Genomic DNA, 23827 nt, shown 5'->3' on the forward strand with positions numbered 1-23827 from the left:
CTTTTTTGTCATTTTGAACATTCTCCGATCCCAATTTTCCTCTTATTATACAAGAAATACCCTATAGAATAGACTTTTTTTAAGTGTCTATTCTATAGGGTACATTTTATTTGATTCTATAACTTTTTTTGTTACTATTGATAAGGATAGAAAAAATAAAGTAGTAGGGGAAAAGTACATGAAAAAAACAATTGATCATATCGGCATTGCAGTTCGTGATATAGATAGTACGATACGTTTTTATGAAAAAGTTTTGTTAGGAACTTTAATAGATCGATACGTAAGTGAAGCACCCGGTGTTGAAAGTGAAGTAGCCATTCTTGAAGTAGATGGTGATAGAATTGAATTACTTGCACCGACGAATAATACAACTTCTCCAATAGCGCGATTTATAAAGCAAAAAGGTAAAGGCGTTCATCACGTTGCGTATCGTGTAGATGATTTAGATGTAGCTTTAGAAGAATTGAAAGAACAAGGCATTCGAACGTTAGAGCATACACTTCGAATTAATAAACACGGTAGAAGATTAATTTACCTTAATCCGGCGGATACAGAGGGTACAATTATTGAGTATTGTGATTATCCAGAAGAGAAATAAAGGAAGTTTATACTTGAGAAGAGGTGTTACGTAATAACGTAACACCTTTTTTAATTTATTCATTTCACATTTCCTTCACAAATGATTCACGATAACTTTTCTTCTTTAGAAACTTACATAAATATATTTTATGCTATAATAATAATCAACTTTAAAAATGTAAGTTGCATCTATGATGGTAGTTACTAATATATTGAAAGTTTAGAGGTGAGTGATAAACAGAGAGTAATACGGTATAGATCCTTATACTTAATCAGGTTAATATTTTATCAAGAAATAAAACTTGGGAAGTAAAAAGTAATGAAAGTGTAGTGACGAAAAAGAAAGAAGTGAAATGAGTGTGAAAGTAATGAGAAGGTTAGGGGCATGGCTATTAATAGCGTGCGTGTTTATCATATTGATACCAAAAAGTGCATCTGCTCATGCGTATGTTGTGAAATCAAACCCAAATGAAAACGAAACGTTGAAAAAAGCGCCATCTGTTGTGAAAATTGAATTCGATGAGGACATACAAGTTTCGCGTTTTAATACATTGTTCGTAAGAGATACCTCAGGTAAAAGAGTAGATTTAAAAGATGCTCATATTGATAAGAAAAACAAAAAATTATTAGAAGCTGGGTTAAAAGAGAATCTCAGAAATGGTCTCTACTCTATTCAGTGGAAAGCTATTTCAGCTGATGGGCATCCAATTCAAGGAGTTATTCCATTCCGTATTGGATTAGCAGAAGCGGGAACAGACGATATACAAGTAGAAGAGATGGGCTATGTTCCGCAAATCGATATGATTATGGAACGTGGAATTTTATATACAGGTTTTTCTTTATTTATCGGTGTTCTATTATTTAATCTTATCCTATATAAAGGAAGTGCAAGTCAAGTTCGGTCGAGGAGTAAGAAAATAATATGGATCTCATTATTTGGGATATTCATTAGTTTACTATTCAATCTACCATTGCAAGCGAAAATGAATGCTGATGTTTCATGGTTAGAAGCATTCGATCCTTTATTATTAAAAGAAACATTACAGCTATCTGTTTTTGGTTATGTATGGATGGCTCAAATGGCTCTTATTAGTATGCTTATAATTGTTACATATTTTGCGGTGAAGCGTGAAAAGCTTTCATCTTTTAAAGTATGGAGCATTCCGATTGTATTGTTTATTGGCTTACTTGCAATGAAAGCCTTAAATAGTCACGCATATGGTTTAAAGTTTAAAGGAATTGCTGTCGTTATGGACTTTCTACATTTATTCGCAGCTTCGTTATGGATTGGGGGGCTATCATCGATTGTTCTTCTTTTACGTAAAGAGGATGACAAGTGGACTATGTATTGGGATGCGATCAAGCGTTTTTCGCCATGGGCAACAGGTGCCGTCATAGTGATTTTATTAACGGGTCTTTTTAACAGCACATTTTTTATTCCCACGATCCATTCCCTATTTGATACGAAGTATGGATTGGCCTTATTAGCAAAGATACTTTTATTCGTGTGTATGGGGATATTGGGAATTATTCATTATGTGAAAGCGAGAATGCGAGCGCAGCAAAGGTTAGGAGCTACGGTGAAAGTAGAGTTTATCATTGGAATTATCGTTTTTGTAATCGTAGCTTTTATGACAAATGTACAAACGCCGCCGATGCCTCCTACGGGACCTTTTACAGAGAGTAAACAATTAGATAATGGATATGAACTTACTTTACATGTAAGTCCTAATAAGGTAGGACAGAATACATTTCATATTACTTTGAAGGATGAGAATGGACAGCCTGTTACTGATATGGAACAAATTGTATTGACGACTCAATCTTTAGATATGAATATGGGCAAAGGTTCATTTAAAGTTTCGGCAGTGTCACCGGGAGAATATGAAGCGGAAGGAATGTATATTAACATGACAGGAAACTGGAATATACATGTTCATGGGTTAACAAAATCGCTTGATAGTTTCGATATAGATTATAAATTTATTGTAGGTGGCAGATAAAGTGAAACTTTAATCAGTGGGGGTTTTGTTCATCCCCACTGATTATTAGTTGAACCAATCGGGCTTTTACGGGCAGTAAGACTCCCACCTAACTTCTTTGCTCCAGCCGAATTTTGAGGTGGGAGTCTTACTGCCCGTTAATGCGGGATAAAGAGAAGTTACAGAGGAAAAGGAGTTATAAGAAAATGAAACGTATAAAAAAATTAGGAACAACAATGATAGCAACAATAATTGCAATGGGGATTTTTTCGTTACCTGTTAGTGCTCACGTAACTGTGAAACCAGCAACTTCTGACGTTAACTCTTGGGAGATTTATACGATAAAGGTACCAGTTGAAAAGGATATTGCTACAACAAAAGTTACACTGAAAATACCATCTGGAGTCGAGTTTCAACAGTATGAGCCAGTGCCAGGATGGAAAGTGGAAGAACAAAAAGATGCAGCTGGAAAAGTTAAAACTGTAATATGGGAAGCAACAGGAGAAGGGATTTTACCTGGTCAGTTTCAGCGATTTACTTTCGTTGCCAAAAATCCAGATAAAGAGCAAAAAATAGCTTGGGATGCATATCAACAATATAAAGACGGAGAAATTGTTGAATGGACAGGTGATGAGAAAGCTGAGAAACCACATTCCCTTACTACGATTGCAAAAGGTACGTCACTTACAGGAGAACATGGTGAAGTATCTAGTGTGGAAAAAAATGAAGGTACGAGCAGTATGCAAACAGTAGCAATTATTTTATCAATTTTAGCTATCGTATCGTCAGTGGGGACATGTATTTTTGTAGTACGTCGTAAAAAATAAGATATAAGAAAGAGCCTACAACAATAGGCTCTTTCTTATATCTTTTTATTTAACTTCAGCTTGTTGTCCTACAGCAAGTGCTTTCGGTTTTATATTTACAAAACAAATGCTTACGACAATAAATAATAGTCCAATAAATAAGCTCATTGTAATGGCCTCATGTAAGAAAATAGAGCTTACAATAATAGCGATAAGAGGGATAAGGAATGTATAAGCCCCAACTTTACTTGCCTCACCAGCTCCTACAAGTGTGAAGTAAGCAAGCCACCCCATTGCAATAACAAAGAATGAGATGAATAGTAGTACACTTACAAATGGTATACTCCAAGCGATGTTAGACCAACTTTCAAATTCTGAACCAAATCCGATTAAGCAAAATCCGCCAATAATAAGCTGAAGTGTTACCATCCAAATGGCATTAACGCGGTGTCCAGTTTTCTTAATAAATACTGTGCCGAGTGCCCAGCCGATAGCGCATCCTAAAGCAAGTAGTACACCGATAATAGAAATATGTCCAGTTAAACTACTAGAGCTAATAACCCCAACACCAATAAAACCAAGAATAAGTCCGAAAATTTTCAAGCCATACATTGCCTCTTCAAGCCAAATCCATGAGAAAATGCCGAGTAAGACAGGTTGGAGAAATACGATTGCGGAGAAGAGTCCGGCGGGCATATACTGAAGTCCGACAGTTTGTAGTCCGTAAAACAAAATAATATTGAGTAAAGATGAAATAAAGTATAAATGCCAAGTTTCCTTTAAATTTAATTGTTTGTATTTCGGTAATGCGAAAATAAGTAAGATAAATCCTCCTATTAAAGTTCTAATCCCTGCAAAGAGTACGGGTGGTGTGTAATGCAGAGCGAATTTAGATAACGGCCAATTAATTCCCCACATAATAACGAGAAATGTAAGGATTATTGCCGTCTTAGTTCGAGAAAGCTGTGTCACTGTAAGACCTCCTTGTTGTAATTCATTTCCCTATGATATGATATCGAGTGTAATAAATAAAATGAATCTTTTTTATGGGGAGTATAAGTAATTAGTTATGACCATTACACAACTTCAAGTTTTAATTAAAACGGTTGAATTAGGAAGTTTTACGAAGGCTGCTGGGATGTTGAATATGACGCAACCAGCTGTAAGTCATGCAATTTCAAGCATTGAGTCAGAATTAGGGGTTACCATTCTTATACGTGATAAACGAAAAGGGCTAATCGTTACAGAGGTGGGAAATCGAATTCTTGTACATATTAGAGAAATTTTGAACGGTGTGGAGAAGATTGAGCAAGAAGTTGCGATGGAGAAGGGGCATGAAGTTGGAACGATTCGAATCGGGAGTTTTCCGAGTGCTTCAGCATATTTCTTACCTAAAATGATTAATATCTTTCGTGAAAAGTATCCGAATTTAGAATTAGTTCTTTGCGAAGGTACACTTAAAGAAGTAGAAGATTGGCTATTATCACGAGTAATTGATATCGGAATTGTTATTTTGCCTAATAAAGATATGGAGATTGTGCCCTTAACGAAGGGGAAAATGGTTGTCGTCTTAAGAGAGGATCATCCTTTGTGTAAGAAGAAATCTATTACAATAAGTGATTTAGAGAATGAACCAATCATATTATGTAAGGGTGGATATGAACCTCCCATTATTGATATGTTTAAACAAGAGAACGTACCACTTCGGGCTGAATATGTAATTTCGACAGTTACAACAGCTTTAAATATGATTCAAGAAGGATTGGGAATCGCAATTTTGGCTGAGTTATCTTTAACGAGTTTACCAAAGAATATACAAACGAGAGAATTGGAACCACAAGTATGGAGAGAAATTGCTTTAGCTGTTCCTTCATTAAAGGACTCTTCACTCGCTGTACAGCTATTTATTGAAGAATTCCAAGAGTTATTTGCAGAATAAAAAGAGGTGTCTCATATATCATAATGGGACACTTTTTTAATTTGCTTATAAAAAATCTATAAAAAGGATTGACTTATTTTTTGGTTGTAACTATAATGATTACATCGGGTGGTGATTACGATGAAAATTAGTAGCCGCTTTTCTATAGCTGTTCATATTTTATCTATTTTAAAAAACAATCCATCTTCAGTTTGCACTTCGGACTATATGGCTGAAAGTGTAAATACAAATCCGGTAGTCATTCGTAAAATAATGTCTTACTTGAAACAATCTGGATTTGTTTACGTAAATCGCGGACCAGGTGGCGCGGGATTATTAAAGGATTTACATGAAATCACATTGTTAGATGTGTACCATGCAGTGAATGTAGTAGAAGAAGACAAACTATTTCATTTTCACGAGCAACCGAATCCAGATTGCCCAATTGGAGCGAATATTCAAGCGGTGTTAGAAGTTATTTTAATTCAAGCACAATCCGCGATGGAAGAAGTTTTGAGAAATATTACGATGGGGCAGTTATTTGAATCTTTACAACAAAAAATGAATGCATAATATGATAATCGCAAGTCTCTAAAAGAGAATGCATATTTTTTCCTTAAAATTGTAACTGTTCTGGTTACATCTGAAAATAAAAAGAAGGTAAGGTGCAAATAATATGGCTGTGAAAATGAAAGTATACTCAGATTTTATATGTCCGTTTTGCTTTTTAGCAAAAGGTCCATTAGATGAAGTAGCGAAAGAGAAAGATGTGGAAATCGAATGGATGCCGTTTGAATTGCGTCCAAGTCCATATTCTAAAATAGATCCTTGGAACGAGCCAGATAAGTTAGGTTCATGGGATTCTTTCATTCTTCCTACTGCAAAAAAATTAGGGGTTGAAATGCGTCTGCCACGTGTTTCTCCGCATCCATATACACATTTAGCTTTTGAAGGGTGCCAATTTGCGAAAGAGCGTGGACTTGGCAATGAGTATCATCACCGAGTATTTACTGCGTTTTTCCAAGAAGAGCAAAACATTGAAGATATTGATGTATTAACGAAATTAGCGGTAGAAGTAGGGCTTCCTGAAGCTGAATTTAAAGATGCTTTAGTAACTCGTAAATATAAAGAAAAACATCAAGAATCAATTCAGCATGCATATGATGAAGCGAATATTATGGCTGTACCAACTGTCATGATTGGAGATGAAGTCATTCAAGGACTTGCTAGTAAAGAAACGTTAGAAAGAGTAATTGATAAAGAAATCGAAAAGGATAAAACAAATTCATTTGAAGGTATGCAATGTAAGACGGATGGATATTGCTAATTCGTCTTGCATGAAAGAATCAAGTTGATTTGTTTAAATAAAAATAATAAAACATATATTTGGAGGAATTAAAATGTCAGCAACTACAACAAATTTAAAAGAAGCAATCGTGAACCGTCGTTCAATTCGTAAAGTAACAAAAAACGCTACAATAACAAAAGAAAGAATTGAAGAAGTTTTAAAAACAGCTTTACATGCACCAACATCTTTCAATATGCAAAGTGGCCGTATGGTCGTATTAATGGATGGAGAGCATGAAAAGTTTTGGGGTATCGTAAAAGAAACATTAAGAGCTCGCGTGCCAGCAGAAAACTTTGAAGCGACTGTAGAAAGACTAAAAGGCTTCTATGCAGGTGTAGGAACAGTACTATTCTTTGAAGATCAAGCAACAGTAGAAAAAATGCAAGAAAATGCACCATTGTATAAAGATCAGTTCCCATTTTGGTCTCATCAAGGAAATGCAATGTTACAACATACTGTATGGATGCTATTATCGGCTGAAGGAATTGGAGCGTCATTACAACATTACAATCCAATCGTAGATGCTGAAGTAAAAGAGACTTGGAACATTCCAGCAGAGTGGAGCTTAGTAGGACAAATGCCGTTTGGTGAGCCAAATGAACAACCAGGGGAAAGAACATTCTTACCTACTGAAGATGTAGTGAAATTTTATTAAGAAATACAATTCAAAACCAAAATTTAAAAAAGTTAGATAAATTAAAGGACAATACATATTAGTCAAATATAATATGTATTGTCCTTTTTTATTTAATATTCACGCCCGATTGGTGAAGGCTAATAATCAGTGGGGGATGAACAAAACCCCCACTGATTAAAGTTTCACTTTATTTTTTTGAAAGGACAGTAAACATCCCCGTCATGTTTGGTGAGTAATCTTTAAAATCATATTTTTCATAGAACGATTCTTTACCTTGTGATGCAAACAAACCGACAAACGCCTTATCGGGGGCATTCTGATTTAAGTATTCAACCAAAATATGCATTATTTCTTTCCCAATACCATTTTTCTGATAATCTGGATGAACCACTATATCTTGAATATAGAAATAGATAGCCCCATCACCAACAATTCTCCCCATGCCCACAATTTGTTCATTATCCTTGACTGTGATGCAGTGGATAGAATTCTTCAGTGATGTTTCCACCACTTCAAAATTCATATAATTAGTCCATCCAACAGACTCGCATAAATACTTGTACTCTTCCAATGTTGGAATGTTATTTTTAAACTCATATTTCTTCAAAATGTATCCTCCAAGTCCTCAATTTCAACAAATAAATAAATTCGACATTTTTTTATCTATTCCTCCTATGCAACTAAACCCCCTTTAGCTATTGAACATAATACCCTCTGTTTAGTCTATTTAATTTAGTACAGCTTATTTGTGTTATTTTATAAGAGTTTAGGGAAGAAATATAAGAAGTGATCTGGTTAAAAAGGAAGTGGAAATATGAGTGATGAGAAAAAATATACAGTGGTAGGTACTGAAGTCGAGGAAGTAAAACGTTTAAACAAAAATTCAGGGTTAACGTATAACCAAGTGAAGGAATTGTTAGCGAAGCAAATGCAAAAAAGAAATGATTAGATTGAAATAATTAAGCTTTTCATTTAGCATTTTTCTAGAGAGAGTTAAGTAATAGATAACTCTCTTTTTTCAATATAAAAAATTTACTAAGGAGCAACAGTCTAAAAATAGACGTTCTCCTAAAATATAGAGTTGAAAAATAGTTTTTAGAAAAGTATTAGATGAAAAATCAGACATTAAAAAAGAAAAAAAGGATTCTTCCTAATTAGTAAGAAAGATTGTCTATAGAAGTTCATAAAATGTAATATATCCAATTTCCATCCATTGAAGGGGGAGGTTAATTTTTAATGAATGAAGTGAAAAATTTCTTTCGAAGTAGAGGGTTTCAACGGTTTCTCGTTTTAATAATATTAGTGCTTGTATTGTATGGATTAAAAAGTATGATTAATTTAATATTAATTACGTTTATTCTCACGTTTTTGATGGATCGATTTCAAAAGTTTATTTCAAAAAAATTGAAAGTAAATAGGAAAGCGGTTATTGCTGGTTTATATATTGTATTAGTGACGTTTATTGTAACTACACTATATAAATATTTGCCTGTACTAACGATACAAATTTCACAATTGATTTATCAGTTTAAATTGTTTTTTCAAAACCCACCTGATAACGAGATAATTAAATATGCACTTTCGACAATTAATGGAATGGAAGTATCGAAATATATCGAACAAGGTGTAGATGTCATTTATCAATCGATAGCAAACATAGGAAAAGTCAGTTTACAAATACTACTTTCTCTTATTTTAAGCTTATTTTTCTTATTAGAAAAAGAACGCATTATAGCATTTACTTCGAAATTTAGAGATAGTAAGCTGAAAATTTTTTATGAGGAGATTGCATATTTCGGTGAAAGGTTTGCAAGATCGTTCGGAAAAGTGATTGAAGCACAGTTTTTAATTGCGGTTGTAAATTGTGTGCTCACTGTAATTGCACTTGTCATTTTAGAATTTCCACAGCTTCTTGTATTGGCTGTCATGGTCTTTCTACTCGGTTTGATTCCAGTTGCTGGTGTTATTATTTCCTTGTTTCCACTTTGTATAATTGCCTATAACGTCGGCGGGGTTATGTATGTTGTATACATACTAGTATTCATTACAATAATCCATGCTCTTGAAAGTTATTTTTTAAATCCAAAATTTATGTCTGCAAAAACGAATTTACCTGTTTTTTATACATTTATGATTCTTATCTTTTCAGAGCATTTCCTCGGAATATGGGGGCTTATTATCGGGATTCCAATTTTTATCTTTTTATTAGATGTACTTGATGTAAATAATGATGAACCGATTAAAGATAATAAATGATAGAAAATGACCGATGTTTTCTCTTGATGAAAACATCGGTCATTTATTATTTTTTCTTTGGAGGAGGTAGTTTAATGAAGGTATTTGCAATTAAAGCTATAATAACAGCAGCAAAAATAAACAATGCGATTACACCAACTCCCATACCTGCCCATCCGCCTATAAGGAAGATACTTATCGGTATTGCTAACAAGCTTAAAATAATTAGAATCAATCCGAGATTCTTATCATATTTTTTTGTTGGAAAAAGCGTTCTGATGATTAAGAAGAGGAAAAGTATTAAGGCTGTTACAGCTAATAAGAGGAGTACAATCGTCCAAGAATCATACATGAAATCACTCCTTTCTATTATGGATAATATTACAGTTTATATTGAGGGGGAACAAAATATATAAAAAAGCAATCCAACATAAATTGGATTGCTTTTTTGATTAAAATATACGATTAAAGTACAGGAGCCATTGTTCCTTTCAATACTTGAACAGAGTGATCGAATTTTAATTCTTCTTCTTCACTTAATTCAACTTCTAAAATTTCACGAACGCCGCCGCGGTTTAAGACAGCAGGTACGCCAATATAAACGTCTTGTTGGCCGTATTGACCTTCAAGATATGCTGATACAGTTAATACACTGTTTTCATTGTTTAAGATTGCTTTCGTTACACGCAGCAGTGACATACCAATGCCGTAGTATGTAGCACCTTTTCGTTCAATAATGTGGTAAGCTGCATCGCGAACGTTTATGAAAATCTCATCTAAATCTTTTTGGTTGTATGTGTTGTCTTTTCCAAGAAGTGTTTCTAGCTTTTGAATACCAACTGATACGTGACTCCAAACTGGAAGTTCTGTATCACCGTGCTCTCCGATAATATAAGCATGAATGTTATGAGGTCCAATATCGAAGTATTCACCTAACATATAGCGGAAACGAGCAGAATCAAGAGTTGTACCAGAACCGATTACGCGTTCTTTCGGTAATCCAGATTCTTTCCAAGTTACGTAAGTTAAAATATCTACAGGGTTTGTTGCGATTAAGAAGATACCGTCAAAGCCGCTATCCATAATGCTACGAACAATTTGCTTGAAAATTTTAGCGTTTTTCTCAACTAAATCTAAGCGTGTTTCACCTGGCTTTTGTGGCAATCCAGCTGTAATTACAACAAGATCTGCGTCTTTACAATCTTCATAACTACCTTTCCAAACCTTTGTTGGAGCTGGTGCGAAAGGAACAGCATGGCTTAAGTCCATTGCTTCTCCTTCAGCTTTTGCTTCATTTACATCAACTAAAACAAATTCTTCAGCTACAGCTTGGTTAATCATACAGTAAGCATAACTACATCCAACTGCTCCTGTTCCTACTAATACAACACGGTTAATACCTTTTTTCATGTCAAAATTCCTCGCTATTTCATTAATTTTATTATGTAAGATAATACGTCTTACTTCTATAGTTTCATATCTATTTTATTACATTTTATAAAAGATATTCAAGTAATTGAAAATGTATCCGCTCAATTACTTGAATGAAACATAGGAATTCTGTTAAACGAATATAATTCAGTAAAATCCTTCGTAAAAGGGGAATTGGCATGGGGAATCCATTATCGATGGAAAAAATGCTTCAAATTATTCATGAAGGGCTTGCCAAAACGAATAACCCCAAACGAATTACAGTTGCTGGTGCAGGGATATCTGGATTAGTTGCAGCATCTTTATTAAAAGAGGCTGGGCACGAGGTAACGATTATAGAAGCAAATAACAGAATAGGTGGCAGGGTGTATACGATTCGTGAACCATTTAGCGCAGGATTATATTTTAACGCAGGTCCTATGCGTATTCCGGATACTCACGATTTAACTTTAGCCTACATTCGTAAATTTAAACTACCGTTAAACCTTTTTATTAATAAAAATTCTTCAGATATAATTTATACGAATAACAAAAGAACGAGATTGGATGTGTTTGAAAAGGATCCAAGTGTACTTGGATATCCAGTTTTAGATAAAGAAAGAGGGAAAACGGCAGAAGAATTAATGTTAGAGGTATTAGAACCGATACTTAATTATATTAAGAAAGATCCTAATAAAAACTGGATTATTGTTGAAAAAAAGTATAAAACATATTCGCTCGGTTCATTTTTAATTGAGTACTATTCAGATGGAGCAATAGATATGATCAGAGTACTTCTTGATATGGAAGCATACATGGGAATGTCTTTAATTGAAGTATTACGAGAAATGATCTTTTTCACTTCAACGACGAAATATTATGAGATAACAGGCGGGATGGACGCATTACCAAATTCATTTTTACCGCAGCTAAAGGATAATATTTTCATGTCATATAAAGTAGAGAAAATAATTCAAGAAGATAACCAGGTAATGATGCAAGTGAATCATGAAAAAACGTTAGAGCAATTTATAGTAACGGGTGATATTGCTATTATCACAATTCCATTTTCAGCTTTGCGATTTGTAGAAGTCCAGCCGTATCATTTATTCTCTTATTATAAAAGACGGGCAATTCGTGAATTAAATTATATTGCATCGACTAAAATTGCGATAGAGTTCAAAAGTAGATTTTGGAAAAGAGCGGGGCAGTGTGGTGGTAAATCTATTACAGATTTACCGATACGTTTTACATATTATCTAAGCTATGGCATTCAGTCACCAGGGGCAGCTATCGTTATAGCAAGTTATACGTGGGCAGATGAAGCGTTAACGTGGGATAGTCTCTCGCATAGAGATCGTATTCGTTACGCATTAAAAAATTTAGCACAAATATATGGTAACGTGGTTTATAGTGAGTTTGTTACAGGCGCTTCTTTTAGTTGGAGTCAAAATCCGTATTCTTGCGGAGCATTTACAGCTTTTGAACCAGGGCAAGAGCTTGAATTGTTTCCATATATTACGCCGCCAGCGGGCAGAGTGCACTTTGCAGGAGAACATACGACATTAACACATGGATGGATGCAGGGAGCAATCGAGTCTGGAATTAGAGTTGCTCATGAAGTGAATGAAAATGAAACGATAATCTAGCAGTTTTGTTTACAAATAGGTATTCTTTTAATAAAATGATAAGTATAAATCATAATAATTACGCTTTGATGAAATTTGAAGTAGAGAAATGGATGGTCGGTCGAATGAGCAAAGTAGAAATTCATATATTAGGTGGTTTTTTAGGTAGCGGAAAATCAACATTGCTGCAAAATTTATTATTAGCAGAAAAGAAGAAAAATCGAAAAGTTGCTGTGTTAATGAATGAAATCGGTGAATACTCGGTAGATACAGATATTATTGGAAAAGAGAATGTGTTAAGGGAACTTCTGAAAGGATGTATTTGTTGTACGTTAAAAGAAGAGCTTGAAATACAATTACACTCTTTATATCAACAAGAAAGACCAGATGTAATTTATATAGAAACAACAGGTGTCGCACATCCAATTGAAGTGTTAGATGCATGTGTATCACCAATTTTAGCACCTTTCCTTGAAGTGAAATCTATAGTAGTCGTATTAGATGCAGTGAGATGGTTAAACCGAAGTGTATTAAGTGCAAATGTACAACAGCTATTACATGAACAAATGAAATATGGAAGTCATATTCTCATTAATAAATCTGATTTATTAACAGATGAAGATAAGAACAAAGTATTTGAAGACGTAAAAGCAATAAATAATCATGCGAAATTGTATGAAACAAAATATTGCAATATATCTTTAAATGATATAGAAGAAGCTGAATTTGGAAGTAATAAAGAGCATGAAACATTACATGTTAAACAGCATTTACATATACAAACAATGACGTATCAATTTACGAAATCGATTGATCAAGACAAATTATATGAATGGCTCTCGAATTTACCAGATAGTATTTATCGTGTGAAAGGTTTTGTGAAATTCCATGGAGATAAATACCCTCACTTATTCCAATATTCATTTGGAGTACCAACTTTATTAGAACAGGATTTCGGTTTCCCGACAAACTTGGTGATAATAGGGGAAGGGCTAGATAAGAAACAATTGGTTGAAGGGTTAGAGAAGGTCGAAAATAATTAATCAGTTTTTCTATTCATGTTTTTTATGTAAGCTGCAAATAATTGACTTAATGAATTAAGTTAATTATTTGCAGCTTTTTGCGTGATGATTACTGTAATGAAACAGTAATTTCATTTGAACAACGGAATATATATTGATTGTATGTCCGTTTCCATTTAATAGGAAGGTGATTATAGATTTGTGCCGAATGTAGAGGTTACTACAAGAGTTTTCCATTACCAATTTTGAAGTCATGATTACGGACAGGGGAATTTGGCGTATTTGATTCTATCAGAAAGAAAAGTATGGGGAGGATCACAATGTCGATGAAAAAACGTAAATGGCTAAAAACGGTGGTTACTGGTTGTGTTTTAGGGTCGTTATTAGTAACAGCAGCTTGTTCAGGAAAGAAGACAAGTACAGAAGATGAAAAAACAATTAAGGTAGGGGTTCTTGCTTCACTAACAGGCCCGCTAGAATCGTATGGAAAACAAACGGTAAATGGATTTGAATTAGGATTAGACTATGCAACAGGTGGAACAGGAAAAGTGGAAGGAAAGAGGATTAAGTTTGTTGTAGAAGATACGGAAACGAAAGCAGATGTAGCGGTTAAGAAGGCTACGAAATTATTAGAAGAAGAGAAAGTTGATTTTTTAGTCGGATCATCTAGTTCAAGTGATACATTAGCAGTTTTACCACTAGCTGAAGAGTATAAAAAGATTATGGTTGTAGAACCAGCAGTTGCTGATAGTATTACCGGGAAGAACTGGAATAAATATATTTTTAGAACAGGGAGAAGCTCTTCACAAGATGCGATTGCAGGGGCTGCCTCGATTGCTAAAAAGGATGTAAAGATTGCGACGTTTGCTCCAGATAATGCATTCGGTCGTGAAGGAATTGCTGCATTTAAAGCGGGAGCGAAGAAATTAGGTGCGAATATTGTAAACGAGCAATACGCTGATACGAATTCAACTGATTTCACTGCAAATATTCAAAATATTATTAGCTCAAAACCAGATTATTTATTTATCGTTTGGGCAGGTGCGAATTCACCGTGGAAACAGTTGAAAGATATGAATGTGGAAGCACAAGGTATTAAAATTTCTACTGGTGCACCTGATATACCGGCATTAAAAACGATGGATGCGTTAGTAGGAATGCAAGGATTTTCTGTATATTATCACACACTTCCTAAAAATAAGGTGAATGATTGGTTAGTAGAAGAACATAAAAAACGTTTTAATGGTGCTGTTCCAGATTTGTTTACAGCAGGAGGGATGTCAGCGGCAATTTCTATTGTCGAAGCTTTAAAGAATACAAAAGGTGATACAGGTGTAGATACGCTTATTAAGAAAATGGAAGGAATGGAATTTGAGACACCGAAGGGAAAGATGAAATTTAGAGAGAAAGATCATCAAGCATTACAAACTCTATATTCTATAACGCTGAAAAAGCAAGATGGTGTTGATTATCCAGTACCAGTGTTAGAGAGAGAATTAACGATGAAAGAGACCGAACCATCAATTCAGGATAAATAGACTGAATTTTCTGTTGTTTTTATATAAAGAGGGGATACCCTCTTTATACTTATTTCTTTCATAAACATGGTTTTCAGTGGGAGGGATTTCATGACACATTTGTTAGAGACGAAAAATCTTTGTGTATCTTTTGGTGAGCATCATGTTATTAAGGATGTTAATTTAACGGTACAAAAAGGAAAGCTCATTTCAATTATTGGACCGAATGGTGCTGGAAAGACTACTTTATTTAATTTGCTAAGTGGACAAATTTCTCCGACGAAAGGTGAAGTTTATTTTAAAGGACAGGATATTACAAAGCTATCGATTTCAGATCGAACGCGCTTAGGAATTGGTCGTTCTTTTCAGTTGACGAATATTTTCCCAGAACTAACAGTACTTGAAAATGTGCGTTTAAGTGTTCAATCATTCGTTCAAGACTATTACAGTTTCTTTCCGAATGCAGCCAAGTTAAAGCAGCAAACTGGAGAGGCGAGACGTCTTTTAAAAACAGTACTACTTCACGAGAAAGGAGAAGTAGTAGCTAAGGATTTAGCTCACGGGGAAAAAAGAAAGTTAGAGCTTGCTATGTTATTAGCATTAAAGACAGATGTATTGCTACTTGATGAGCCTACGGCAGGTATTTCAGTTGAGGAAGTTCCGGCTATTTTACAAGTAATTGAAAATATTAAAAAGAATCCAGAGAGCACAATCGTACTTATCGAACACAAAATGGATATGGTGCTAGATTTATCAGATCATCTTATCGTTTTATTTCATGGTGAGTTATTAGCGGAAGGATTGCCGGAAGAGATGATGAAAGACGAACGAGTACAAAGTGCTTATTTAGGGGGATTATATAGTGGCACTACTACAAGTGAATAATATAGAGACGTATTTAGATCAGTTTCATATTTTACAAGGAGTGTCCCTTTCGGTTGAGAAGGGAACGATTACAGTATTGTTTGGAAGAAATGGAGCTGGAAAAACAACAACATTGCGGTCGATTATGGGGTTTCACCGAATAGAAAATGGAGAAGTTTATTATGATAATACAAAAGTAAATGGATTATCTACACATTTAATTTCAAGAAAAGGTATAGGCTATGTACCAGAAAATCAAGGTATTTTTCATGATTTGACAGTAGAAGAGACATTCGCACTTGCTAGGGGAAAAAATGGGGAAGAAGCTGAAGAGAAGATAGAATGGATGCTCGAACTATTTCCAGATTTAAAGCAATTTTGGTATAAAAAAAGTGGGCTGTTAAGTGGGGGACAAAAACAAATGCTGGCAATTTCAAGAGCATTTATTAATAGTGATGGACTATTGCTTATTGATGAGCCGAGTAAAGGGCTGTCTCCAATTATGATAGAAAAATTAATGGTAGCTATTTTGAAAATGAAGGAAAAAACGACTGTTTTACTTGTTGAACAAAATTTTATGATGGCTAGTCAAATCGGTGATTATTTTTACATTATGGATAATGGGCGCATTGTGCATAACGGTTTCATGGAGGAACTGCGAGAGGATAAGGAAACATGTCATAAATATTTAGGTATTTCTTAACATTGATACGGGGGGATAGAACGTGGATGTGCTAATTAACTTATTTGTAAACGGCGTTTCGACAGGGATGCTTATTTTTTTATTAGCGTCTGGTCTATCACTTATTTTCGGTTTAATGAGCGTACTGAATTTTGCGCATGGTGGTTTATTTGCATGGGGAGCATTTACAGGCGTTTGGTTATTCAATATGACAGGTAGTTATTTATTAGCGCTAATTGGCGCAGTCGCTATGGGCATGTTTCTTGGTTTCATTTTAGAAAGATTTCTTATTAGACCAGTGTATGGAAACCATGTTCGGCAGCTTCTCGTTACACTCGGAGGAATGCTCGTTCTTAGCGAGTGCATCAAAATATTTTGGGGTCCTAATCCAATTGCTGCAAAATTACCGTTATGGCTTCAAGGAAGTTTTACATTTGGAGGAGTTATCTTAATAAAATATCGCCTATTCGTTATTTTAGTTGGGATACTAATTTATATCGCTTTACTATTACTGCTGAAAAAAACAAAGATAGGACTAATGATTCGCGCTGGTGTAATGGATAAAGAGATGGTTCAAGCTCTCGGAATTAACGTAAAAGCGATATTCTCGTTTGTCTTTTTATTAGGAGCAGGGATGGCAGCGTTAGGTGGTTTCCTACTTGCACCGTATTCTGGAGTTATTTTCGCTGAGATGGGTATGCAGTATGCAATTTTAGCTTTTATAGTAGTGATTATTGGCGGATTAGGTAGCGTACAAGGTTCAGCGCTAGCATCTTTAATTGTCGGATTAGCCGGTGCTTTTACAGCGTATTATGTGCCAGATTTATCTCTTGCAATCAATATGTTAATGTTACTATTTTTCTTAATAGTGAAGCCAACGGGACTCGTTGGTGAAAAGGGGTGACATGGTGAACAGCATATCGGGTCGAATTAAAGTATACTTCGGAGTTTTTATGCTCATTTGTTTAAGTGTATTTCCATTCGTAAATGATTCACGGAGCTTGTTAATTTTGTTCACTCAAATCTTCATCTTTGCTATTTTTGCTATGAGTTTTGATGTTCTCCTTGGATATACGGGTATTGTTTCATTCGGTCATTGTATGTTCTTTGGAATAGGAGCGTATGGTGTGGCACTCTTATTTGATCGGCAAGGGGTGTCTATAACGAACTTTTTTATAGGAATAGCAGTCGCAATAATCATTTCAGCAATCGTTAGTTATATAATCGGATTGCTTTCTTTACGGTTGAAAAGTCATTTTTATGCAATGTTAACACTTGCTATTTCTCAGTTGTTTTTTGTACTTGCTGAAAAATGGCGTGGGCTCACTCACGGAGGAGATGGATTTACATTTGGTGTACCAGATATATTCCGTGATCGTTTTACGTTTTATTATGTGACACTTATATGTTTAATAAGCATCTTCATTTTGTTACGTCTTTTCACAAAATCTTCTATTGGAAAAGTATTAAAGGCAATTTCACAAAATGAACAACGTGTTGAAGCGCTTGGATATAAAGTTCTCCATTATAAAATTATCGCAAGTGTTGTGGCAGGAATAGTGGCTGCGATTAGCGGTGGTTTATTCGTTATCACATTGCGTTTTGTCAATACGACGGTATTTTCAATTGAAATGACGCTAAATGCATTATTGATGACAATGATCGGGGGAGTAGGAACGTTAATCGGAGCAATCGCTGGAGCTGGGATTATTGAATCACTGAAATACTATTTATCAGAACTAGCATCGGAGTATCCGATTTTTGAAAGATGGACGATTATTCTTGGTTTATTATACATTATCGTGTTACTAGTTTTCCCGAAAGGATTAGTTGGAACGGTTAAGAATTTGAAGAATTTAAAAAAGAGTAAGAAGGAGAAAAGTACAGGGGTGGAGCAGAACGTGTGAAAAATCGATAGAAGAGAATGTAAGTGGAGTAAGAAAATAAAAATCCCTCCTTTAAGTAAAAGGAGGGATTTTTATTTTCTAGAAAAGTTATAACATATATAATTCGTGAAATTGTTATTTTGTAAAAAAACATTGTTCTAGTTGAATAGTTCAATTGGAATCTTTTTATCTAACTCTCGATTTGTAAAAAAATGAACAGCTAATTTCTCTATTGGAACATCTTCAATTGGAACTAGTTTATTATTTCTAATTGGTAAAAAAGCTATTCCATTTCCATCATTAATAAACTCTTCAATAAGCGAATATGAATCTAACTGTTGAAGTTGACGCTGAGATAGGTTGTTTTCTTTTAGAAATTGTATTGTCTTATTTCTAAAAGGGCACTTCTTGTCATTGCTAACGAAAAAAAGTTCCTTTGAATAGTCAATGGTACACTTTTCTTTCGCTTTTAATAAGCCTATAGAAATTGAAGTGGTAAATACTTTTTTAAACGCTGCGTCGGGATAATCATCATAAGTTATGATCATATCAACTATTTGTTGCTGTAGTAGTTTTTGTAAATAGCTACTACTTTCTATGTATATTTGATAATTCCTGAAATTTTCTTTAATACGCATACTTAAATAATTTGTCAAAATAGATTGTGAAGTCGCTATTACATAAGAAGTACCACTCGTTTTAATTTCATTTTTCGCTTCTTCTAATAGAGTTAATATTTTATTCGTGTAGTTTAATAAAATGTCACCAGAAGGTAACAGGGAAACACCTTTGTTATCTCTATGTAGTAAAGGAGTTTCTAACTCTTCTTCTAATTTTTTGATTCGCTCAGTTACATTTGGTTGCACATAACCTAGCTCTTTAGCAGCTTTACTAATAGAACCTTCACTGGCTACAGTTTTGAATATAATAAGATCATTAATTTCCATTTATCTCAGCCCCTTATACGGTATCATTATAAATGATACCAAGCATAATTTATACCTATTTTACGTTAGTCAGTCATCAGTTTATCATTATGTATATAAGATCGAAAGTGAGTGATAAACATGATTGGAATGCAATATAAGGTCATTTTGCCAAAGGATTATGATATGGAGATTATTAGGAATAGGGTAAAGGATAATGGGTATAAAACAGATGGTTTTCAAGAGTTGAAATTTAAAGCCTATTTAATTTCTGAGGCAAGTAAGGATGGGAATTTCTATAATTGTTATGCACCTTTATATATTTGGAATGCTCATGAAGGGATGAACAAATTTATCTTTGAAGGATATTACGATAATATTTTACAGTCGTTTGGGTGGCAACAAATAAATATAGGTGCTCCATTAGTTGTTAATCTAAGCGATGATTTTAAAAAAAGTAGATATGCTGTTGAATATGCAGGAAGTATTTCTCAAAGTAAATCTTTGATTGGGGCTCAATTTAATATTTTGAATCAGAATGTCCAAAATACGGAAAATTGTATAGGGAATGTAATAGTGTATAATCCGGATAAATGGGGATATAGTCAATTCAGTTTTTATAATGAAAAGCCTGAAATAGATATAATGGATAATGCTACTATATATGAGATTTTACACATTTCATAATGAAGTTTTGTTAAATGCCAAAATAAGAAAAAGGAATGAGAATATATGCCTTTTGTGAACGTGTATTATCCTGAAAATGATTATTTTCAAATGTTTTTACCTTATCGACTAAACGAATTTTTTTATAATCCATATTATTTGTTAGAACAAGAAGAAAAGAGAACAGAGAACATAATCCATGTTTCTATTACATGTGGACCAGGAAGAACAATAAAGCAAAAAAAGGAGTTGTATCAATCGATATCCTTTAGAATTTCGGAACATTCAAATATTAAGAGTGCTGACATTTTTATTACACTACATGAGACAGCTGCTGAAAATTGGTCATTTGGTCAAGGGGTGGCACAATTGGTAAAAGTGGAGGGGGAGCAAAATGATGAATGAACCAATTGAATTTTATATTCAAAAGAAAATGAGAGAAATAGCACCTGCATTTGCTCATTATAGTGAAGAGATATTGTTTGAGGAAGTGTGGCGGGATGCCACTTTAACATTAAGAGAAAGAAGTTTATGTACAGTGGCGGCACTAATTAGTCTCGGTAATACAGAACAATTACCATTTCATTTGAAGTTAGCTAAACAAAATGGGATTATGGAAAATGAACTGGTTGCATTAATAACACATATGGCTTTTTACGTTGGCTGGCCAAAAGCTGTGGCAGCTTTAAATATAACAATGAATGAGATTGAAAGTTAAGTTTAGGTTATACTCTGGTGAGGCGATTTTTTAAACTTTTTCTCTTGCATTACTATCACTTGAGTGGTAAAGTGATAGTAAGATTCACGATAGGAAGTGATCAAATATGCGTGAAAATACGATAGGATCGTTAATCTGGTTACGTTTAATACGATTTACGAACCAAAGTAATCAGATGTCAAATGAGTTTTTGAAACGTTTTGATTTGACGACAGCTCAATTTGATGTACTTATGCAAATACGGATTTATCAGCCCCTTACACAAATGGAGTTAGCGGAAAAAGTTACTGTGACGCAAGGTGGTATTTCTAGAATGTTAACACGTCTTGAAAAAGAAGAATATATAGTGCGTAAACAAGACTGGAAAACGAAAATGATTAGCCTTACTGAGAAGGGTGAAGCAGTCTTAGAAAGAGCATTGCCAGAGCAACTTGCATTTCAATCATCTTTTTTTGATGATGTATTAGATGAGGAAGAACAGAAAATACTATACGCGTTAATGACAAAAGTTCATAAGCAGAGTGAAAAAAAAGAATTACCAGTTGAGTAATTTTTTTTACACCATCAATTGACTAATCAAGTGATAATTAGAGGAGGAAATATTATGTATACAATTCCAGGGCATCACCACATTTCTATGGTGACAAAAAATGCGAAAACAAATAATGATTTTTATCAAAAAGTATTAGGATTACGCCGAGTGAAAAAGACAGTCAATCAAGATAATCCATTTATGTATCATTTGTTTTATGGCGATTTAACAGGGAGTGCTGGAACTGAATTATCATTTTTTGAAATGCCGAATGTAGGAAGAACAATTCGTGGTACAAATGCAATAACACAAATAGGCTTGCTCGTACCTTCAATAGAAAGTCTTACATTTTGGAAGAGACGTTTTGAGTCGCTCCAGGTGGCGCATGGGGAAATTACAACTTACGCTGGCCGAGACGCACTGCACTTTGAAGATCCAGATGGCCTACGGTTAGTGCTACTAAATAATAACGGTGAAGAGGTGCCTGAATATTGGACTGCATGGGATGAATCTTCTGTAGAGCAGAATCATCGTATTTTAGGTATGGGAACAGTTGAAATGACAGTGCGCAGTTTAAATAAATTATCAAAAACATTAACAGGTTTGTTTAGTTATAAAGAAGTATCTCGTTCAGATGATGAAGGGATTTATCAATCTATTGCTGGTCAATCTTTTGGAGAAATTTTGGTAAAACAGCAAGAGGGAGAGAGTGAAAGACCTGGAAAAGGAAGTATTCATCATTTAGCTATTCGTGTAAAAAATGATGAAGAACTGCGTTATTGGAATGAAGCGGTGAAAGATAAAGGGTTCCAATCAACAGGCATTATCGATCGCTTTTATTTTAAAAGCTTATATTTCCGTGAGTCAAATGGCATTTTATTTGAGATTGCGACGGATGGACCAGGATTTACTGTAGATTCAGCAGTTGAAAAATTAGGAAAAGAGCTGGATTTACCACCATTTTTAGAAGAGAGAAGAAAAGAGATTGAAGAGAAATTAATACCGCTTTATTAAAAGGGAGAGAGCAACTATGGAAAAATACCGTATTGATACAAGTAAAGGAATTGAATTTGGATTATATTCAATTGGAGATCATATTTTAAATCCACATAATGGTTCGAAAATAAGTGCAGAAAAAAGAATTCATGAACTAATTGAAACAGCTAAGTTAGCAGATGAAGCTGGAATTGATGTGTTTGCTGTCGGTGAAAGTCATCAAGCGCATTTTACAACGCAAGCTCATACAGTTATTTTAGGAGCTATAGCACAAGCTACGAAAAATATTAAAATCGCGAGTTCTGCAACAGTATTAAGTACGTCAGATCCGGTTCGTGTATATGAGGACTTTGCCACAATCGATTTAATTTCTAATGGTCGTGCTGAAATCGTTGCTGGTCGTGGATCTCGTATTGGAGGATATAGTTTACTTGGTTACGATGTGAATTATTATGAAGAACTATTTGAGGAGAAGATGGATCTTTTATTAAAAATAAATAAAGAAGAAAGTGTAACATGGAAAGGGCAGTTTAGAACGCCACTTGAACATGCGGCAATTATACCGAGAGCTAAAAATAACAATATGCCAATTTGGCGTGCTGTTGGAGGGCCACCTGCTAGTGCAATTAAGGCAGGACGCGCAGGTGTACCAATGATGCTTACGACACTTGGTGGCCCAGCTGTTAATTTTAAAGTTTCGATTGATGCATATCGTGAAGCTGCTGAGCAAAGTGGTTTTGATCCAGCGACATTACCAATTGCGACAACAAGTTTATTTTATACAGCAGAAAATTCACAAGATGCACTTAGTGAATATTATCCTCATATTAATGCTGGTATGCTTGCACTACGCGGTGGTGGATATCCAAAACAACAATTTACTAATGCAGTAGATCACCGTGATGCGTTAATGATTGGTAGCCCGCAACAAATTATTGAAAAAATGCTTTACCAATATGAGTTATTTGGGCAACAACGTTTTATGGCACAAATTGATTTTGGCGGTGTACCATTTGATAAGATTGAGAAAAACATTGAATTAATTGCTACTGAAATTATGCCGGCTGTTAGAAAATATACAACGAAATAATGATAAAAGTACCGGGAATATAACCTATTCTCGGTACTTTTTTATTTAGTCAGTTTGGAAAAATGACGAAAAAATGAATTTTTAGTTTAAAAAAAGGAAAGGATTTTTCTATTTGTGAATAACAATATTCTTGATTTGAATTTTGGAAATACATTTTTCACTTGACAAAATTCAAGAGGTTTTCATGTTGATATTCGAGGACAATTTTCAAGAGGAAAGTCAAGCGTATGAAGAGAAAAACGTAATGATAATTGATATAAGAGTATGTTGTATGTTTGAAAAATACGTTTTTAAAATATGAGAAATCTAATTCAAAAAAATTACAAAAGACATATTTCAGACAAAATCCTGTCAATAATACGTCAAAAATCACCTGAATTTATTA

General features: G+C 34.3%; 27 protein-coding genes. 22 read left to right on the plus strand and 5 right to left on the minus strand.

All coding sequences use genetic code 11. The features are described 5' to 3' along the window. Positions 1-178 precede the first annotated feature (178 nt). From MR071_RS06880 to MR071_RS06890, 3 genes are all read left to right on the plus strand, one after another. The gene (locus tag MR071_RS06880; protein ID WP_000750833.1) at positions 179-598 is read left to right on the plus strand and encodes a VOC family protein; all 420 of its coding nucleotides are present in this window, start codon (positions 179-181) and stop codon (positions 596-598) included. A gap of 334 nt (positions 599-932) precedes the next feature. After that, positions 933-2582 (plus strand): copper resistance CopC/CopD family protein, encoded by a 1650-nt coding sequence (locus MR071_RS06885; protein ID WP_242235506.1) that lies wholly within the window; start codon positions 933-935, stop codon positions 2580-2582. A 185-nt stretch (positions 2583-2767) separates the two neighbouring features. After that, positions 2768-3388, plus strand: coding sequence for a YcnI family copper-binding membrane protein (locus tag MR071_RS06890; RefSeq protein WP_242235508.1), 621 nt, complete (start codon positions 2768-2770; stop codon positions 3386-3388). Positions 3389-3433: 45 nt separating this feature from the next. On the opposite strand, the gene MR071_RS06895 is transcribed toward MR071_RS06890, so the two are convergent. After that, complete coding sequence (locus MR071_RS06895; protein WP_105586965.1) at positions 3434-4339, minus strand: DMT family transporter; 906 nt, start codon at positions 4337-4339, stop codon at positions 3434-3436. Between the two features lie 97 nt (positions 4340-4436). Here MR071_RS06895 and MR071_RS06900 point away from each other — a divergent pair, with 97 nt between their 5' ends. The 4 genes from MR071_RS06900 (at position 4437) to MR071_RS06915 (ending at position 7288) form a co-directional block, all read left to right on the plus strand. After that, a complete protein-coding gene (locus MR071_RS06900; RefSeq protein WP_242235510.1) occupies positions 4437-5306 on the plus strand; it encodes a LysR family transcriptional regulator in 870 nt (289 codons plus the stop codon). A 120-nt stretch (positions 5307-5426) separates the two neighbouring features. Beyond that, a complete protein-coding gene (locus MR071_RS06905) occupies positions 5427-5858 on the plus strand; it encodes an Rrf2 family transcriptional regulator (RefSeq protein ID WP_002148752.1) in 432 nt (143 codons plus the stop codon). A gap of 103 nt (positions 5859-5961) precedes the next feature. Continuing rightward, positions 5962-6612 (plus strand): DsbA family oxidoreductase, encoded by a 651-nt coding sequence (locus MR071_RS06910; RefSeq protein ID WP_242235513.1) that lies wholly within the window; start codon positions 5962-5964, stop codon positions 6610-6612. Positions 6613-6685: 73 nt separating this feature from the next. Next, positions 6686-7288 (plus strand): nitroreductase family protein, encoded by a 603-nt coding sequence (locus MR071_RS06915; RefSeq protein ID WP_105586963.1) that lies wholly within the window; start codon positions 6686-6688, stop codon positions 7286-7288. 169 nt (positions 7289-7457) lie between these two features. Here the strand turns inward: MR071_RS06915 and MR071_RS06920 are convergent, their stop codons facing one another. Next, positions 7458-7877, minus strand: a complete 420-nt coding sequence (locus tag MR071_RS06920; protein WP_105586962.1) for a GNAT family N-acetyltransferase — start codon at positions 7875-7877, stop codon at positions 7458-7460. Positions 7878-8084: 207 nt separating this feature from the next. Between MR071_RS06920 and MR071_RS25470 the strand changes: the two genes are divergently transcribed. Together MR071_RS25470 and MR071_RS06925 are read left to right on the plus strand one after the other, a co-directional pair. Next, positions 8085-8219 (plus strand): hypothetical protein, encoded by a 135-nt coding sequence (locus MR071_RS25470; protein ID WP_105586961.1) that lies wholly within the window; start codon positions 8085-8087, stop codon positions 8217-8219. 287 nt (positions 8220-8506) lie between these two features. After that, entirely contained in the window at positions 8507-9526 is a 1020-nt protein-coding gene (locus MR071_RS06925; protein ID WP_105586960.1) for an AI-2E family transporter, read from the plus strand. A 46-nt stretch (positions 9527-9572) separates the two neighbouring features. On the opposite strand, the gene MR071_RS06930 is transcribed toward MR071_RS06925, so the two are convergent. Together MR071_RS06930 and MR071_RS06935 are read right to left on the minus strand one after the other, a co-directional pair. Continuing rightward, positions 9573-9857: a YesK family protein gene (locus MR071_RS06930; RefSeq protein ID WP_105586959.1), complete on the minus strand. Its 285-nt coding sequence runs from the start codon at positions 9855-9857 to the stop codon at positions 9573-9575. Between the two features lie 113 nt (positions 9858-9970). Then, a complete protein-coding gene (locus tag MR071_RS06935; RefSeq protein WP_105586958.1) occupies positions 9971-10915 on the minus strand; it encodes an L-lactate dehydrogenase in 945 nt (314 codons plus the stop codon). A gap of 200 nt (positions 10916-11115) precedes the next feature. On the opposite strand from MR071_RS06935, the gene MR071_RS06940 reads away from it, so the two are divergent. The 7 genes from MR071_RS06940 to MR071_RS06970 all read left to right on the plus strand — a co-directional run bounded on the left by MR071_RS06940 (position 11116) and on the right by MR071_RS06970 (position 18535). Further along, complete coding sequence (locus MR071_RS06940) at positions 11116-12564, plus strand: flavin monoamine oxidase family protein (protein ID WP_242235515.1); 1449 nt, start codon at positions 11116-11118, stop codon at positions 12562-12564. Between the two features lie 104 nt (positions 12565-12668). Continuing rightward, a complete protein-coding gene (locus MR071_RS06945) occupies positions 12669-13586 on the plus strand; it encodes a CobW family GTP-binding protein (RefSeq protein ID WP_181149530.1) in 918 nt (305 codons plus the stop codon). 299 nt (positions 13587-13885) lie between these two features. Next, entirely contained in the window at positions 13886-15103 is a 1218-nt protein-coding gene (locus tag MR071_RS06950; RefSeq protein ID WP_242235517.1) for a substrate-binding domain-containing protein, read from the plus strand. Between the two features lie 90 nt (positions 15104-15193). Next, a complete protein-coding gene (locus tag MR071_RS06955) occupies positions 15194-15967 on the plus strand; it encodes an ABC transporter ATP-binding protein (protein WP_105586954.1) in 774 nt (257 codons plus the stop codon). Next, positions 15945-16649: a branched-chain amino acid ABC transporter ATP-binding protein gene (locus tag MR071_RS06960; protein WP_105586953.1), complete on the plus strand. Its 705-nt coding sequence runs from the start codon at positions 15945-15947 to the stop codon at positions 16647-16649. The genes MR071_RS06955 and MR071_RS06960 overlap by 23 nt, the downstream gene beginning before the upstream one ends. Before the next feature lie 22 nt (positions 16650-16671). Beyond that, complete coding sequence (locus tag MR071_RS06965; protein ID WP_002148733.1) at positions 16672-17532, plus strand: branched-chain amino acid ABC transporter permease; 861 nt, start codon at positions 16672-16674, stop codon at positions 17530-17532. Positions 17533-17581: 49 nt separating this feature from the next. Beyond that, positions 17582-18535 carry a branched-chain amino acid ABC transporter permease gene (locus MR071_RS06970; RefSeq protein ID WP_242235654.1) on the plus strand — a complete coding sequence of 318 codons (954 nt, stop codon included), beginning with the start codon at positions 17582-17584 and terminating at the stop codon, positions 18533-18535. Between the two features lie 137 nt (positions 18536-18672). Here MR071_RS06970 and MR071_RS06975 read toward each other — a convergent pair whose 3' ends face one another. Continuing rightward, positions 18673-19461, minus strand: coding sequence for a LysR family transcriptional regulator (locus tag MR071_RS06975; protein ID WP_242235519.1), 789 nt, complete (start codon positions 19459-19461; stop codon positions 18673-18675). A gap of 120 nt (positions 19462-19581) precedes the next feature. Between MR071_RS06975 and MR071_RS06980 the strand changes: the two genes are divergently transcribed. The 6 genes from MR071_RS06980 to MR071_RS07005 all read left to right on the plus strand — a co-directional run bounded on the left by MR071_RS06980 (position 19582) and on the right by MR071_RS07005 (position 23442). Further along, entirely contained in the window at positions 19582-20127 is a 546-nt protein-coding gene (locus MR071_RS06980) for a DUF4865 family protein (protein WP_242235520.1), read from the plus strand. Between the two features lie 45 nt (positions 20128-20172). Beyond that, entirely contained in the window at positions 20173-20511 is a 339-nt protein-coding gene (locus MR071_RS06985; protein WP_375337510.1) for a tautomerase family protein, read from the plus strand. After that, on the plus strand, positions 20501-20824 hold the full coding sequence (locus MR071_RS06990) for a carboxymuconolactone decarboxylase family protein (RefSeq protein WP_070170025.1): 324 nt from the start codon (positions 20501-20503) through the stop codon (positions 20822-20824). The genes MR071_RS06985 and MR071_RS06990 overlap by 11 nt, the downstream gene beginning before the upstream one ends. A 106-nt stretch (positions 20825-20930) precedes the next feature. Beyond that, on the plus strand, positions 20931-21374 hold the full coding sequence (locus MR071_RS06995) for a MarR family winged helix-turn-helix transcriptional regulator (RefSeq protein WP_105586948.1): 444 nt from the start codon (positions 20931-20933) through the stop codon (positions 21372-21374). A 54-nt stretch (positions 21375-21428) separates the two neighbouring features. After that, entirely contained in the window at positions 21429-22370 is a 942-nt protein-coding gene (locus tag MR071_RS07000; RefSeq protein ID WP_105586947.1) for a ring-cleaving dioxygenase, read from the plus strand. A gap of 16 nt (positions 22371-22386) precedes the next feature. Next, positions 22387-23442: an LLM class flavin-dependent oxidoreductase gene (locus MR071_RS07005; RefSeq protein WP_105586946.1), complete on the plus strand. Its 1056-nt coding sequence runs from the start codon at positions 22387-22389 to the stop codon at positions 23440-23442. Positions 23443-23827 lie beyond the last annotated feature (385 nt).

It is taken from the genome of Bacillus cereus group sp. BfR-BA-01316, assembly GCF_022664195.1.
GTDB lineage: Bacteria > Bacillota > Bacilli > Bacillales > Bacillaceae_G > Bacillus_A.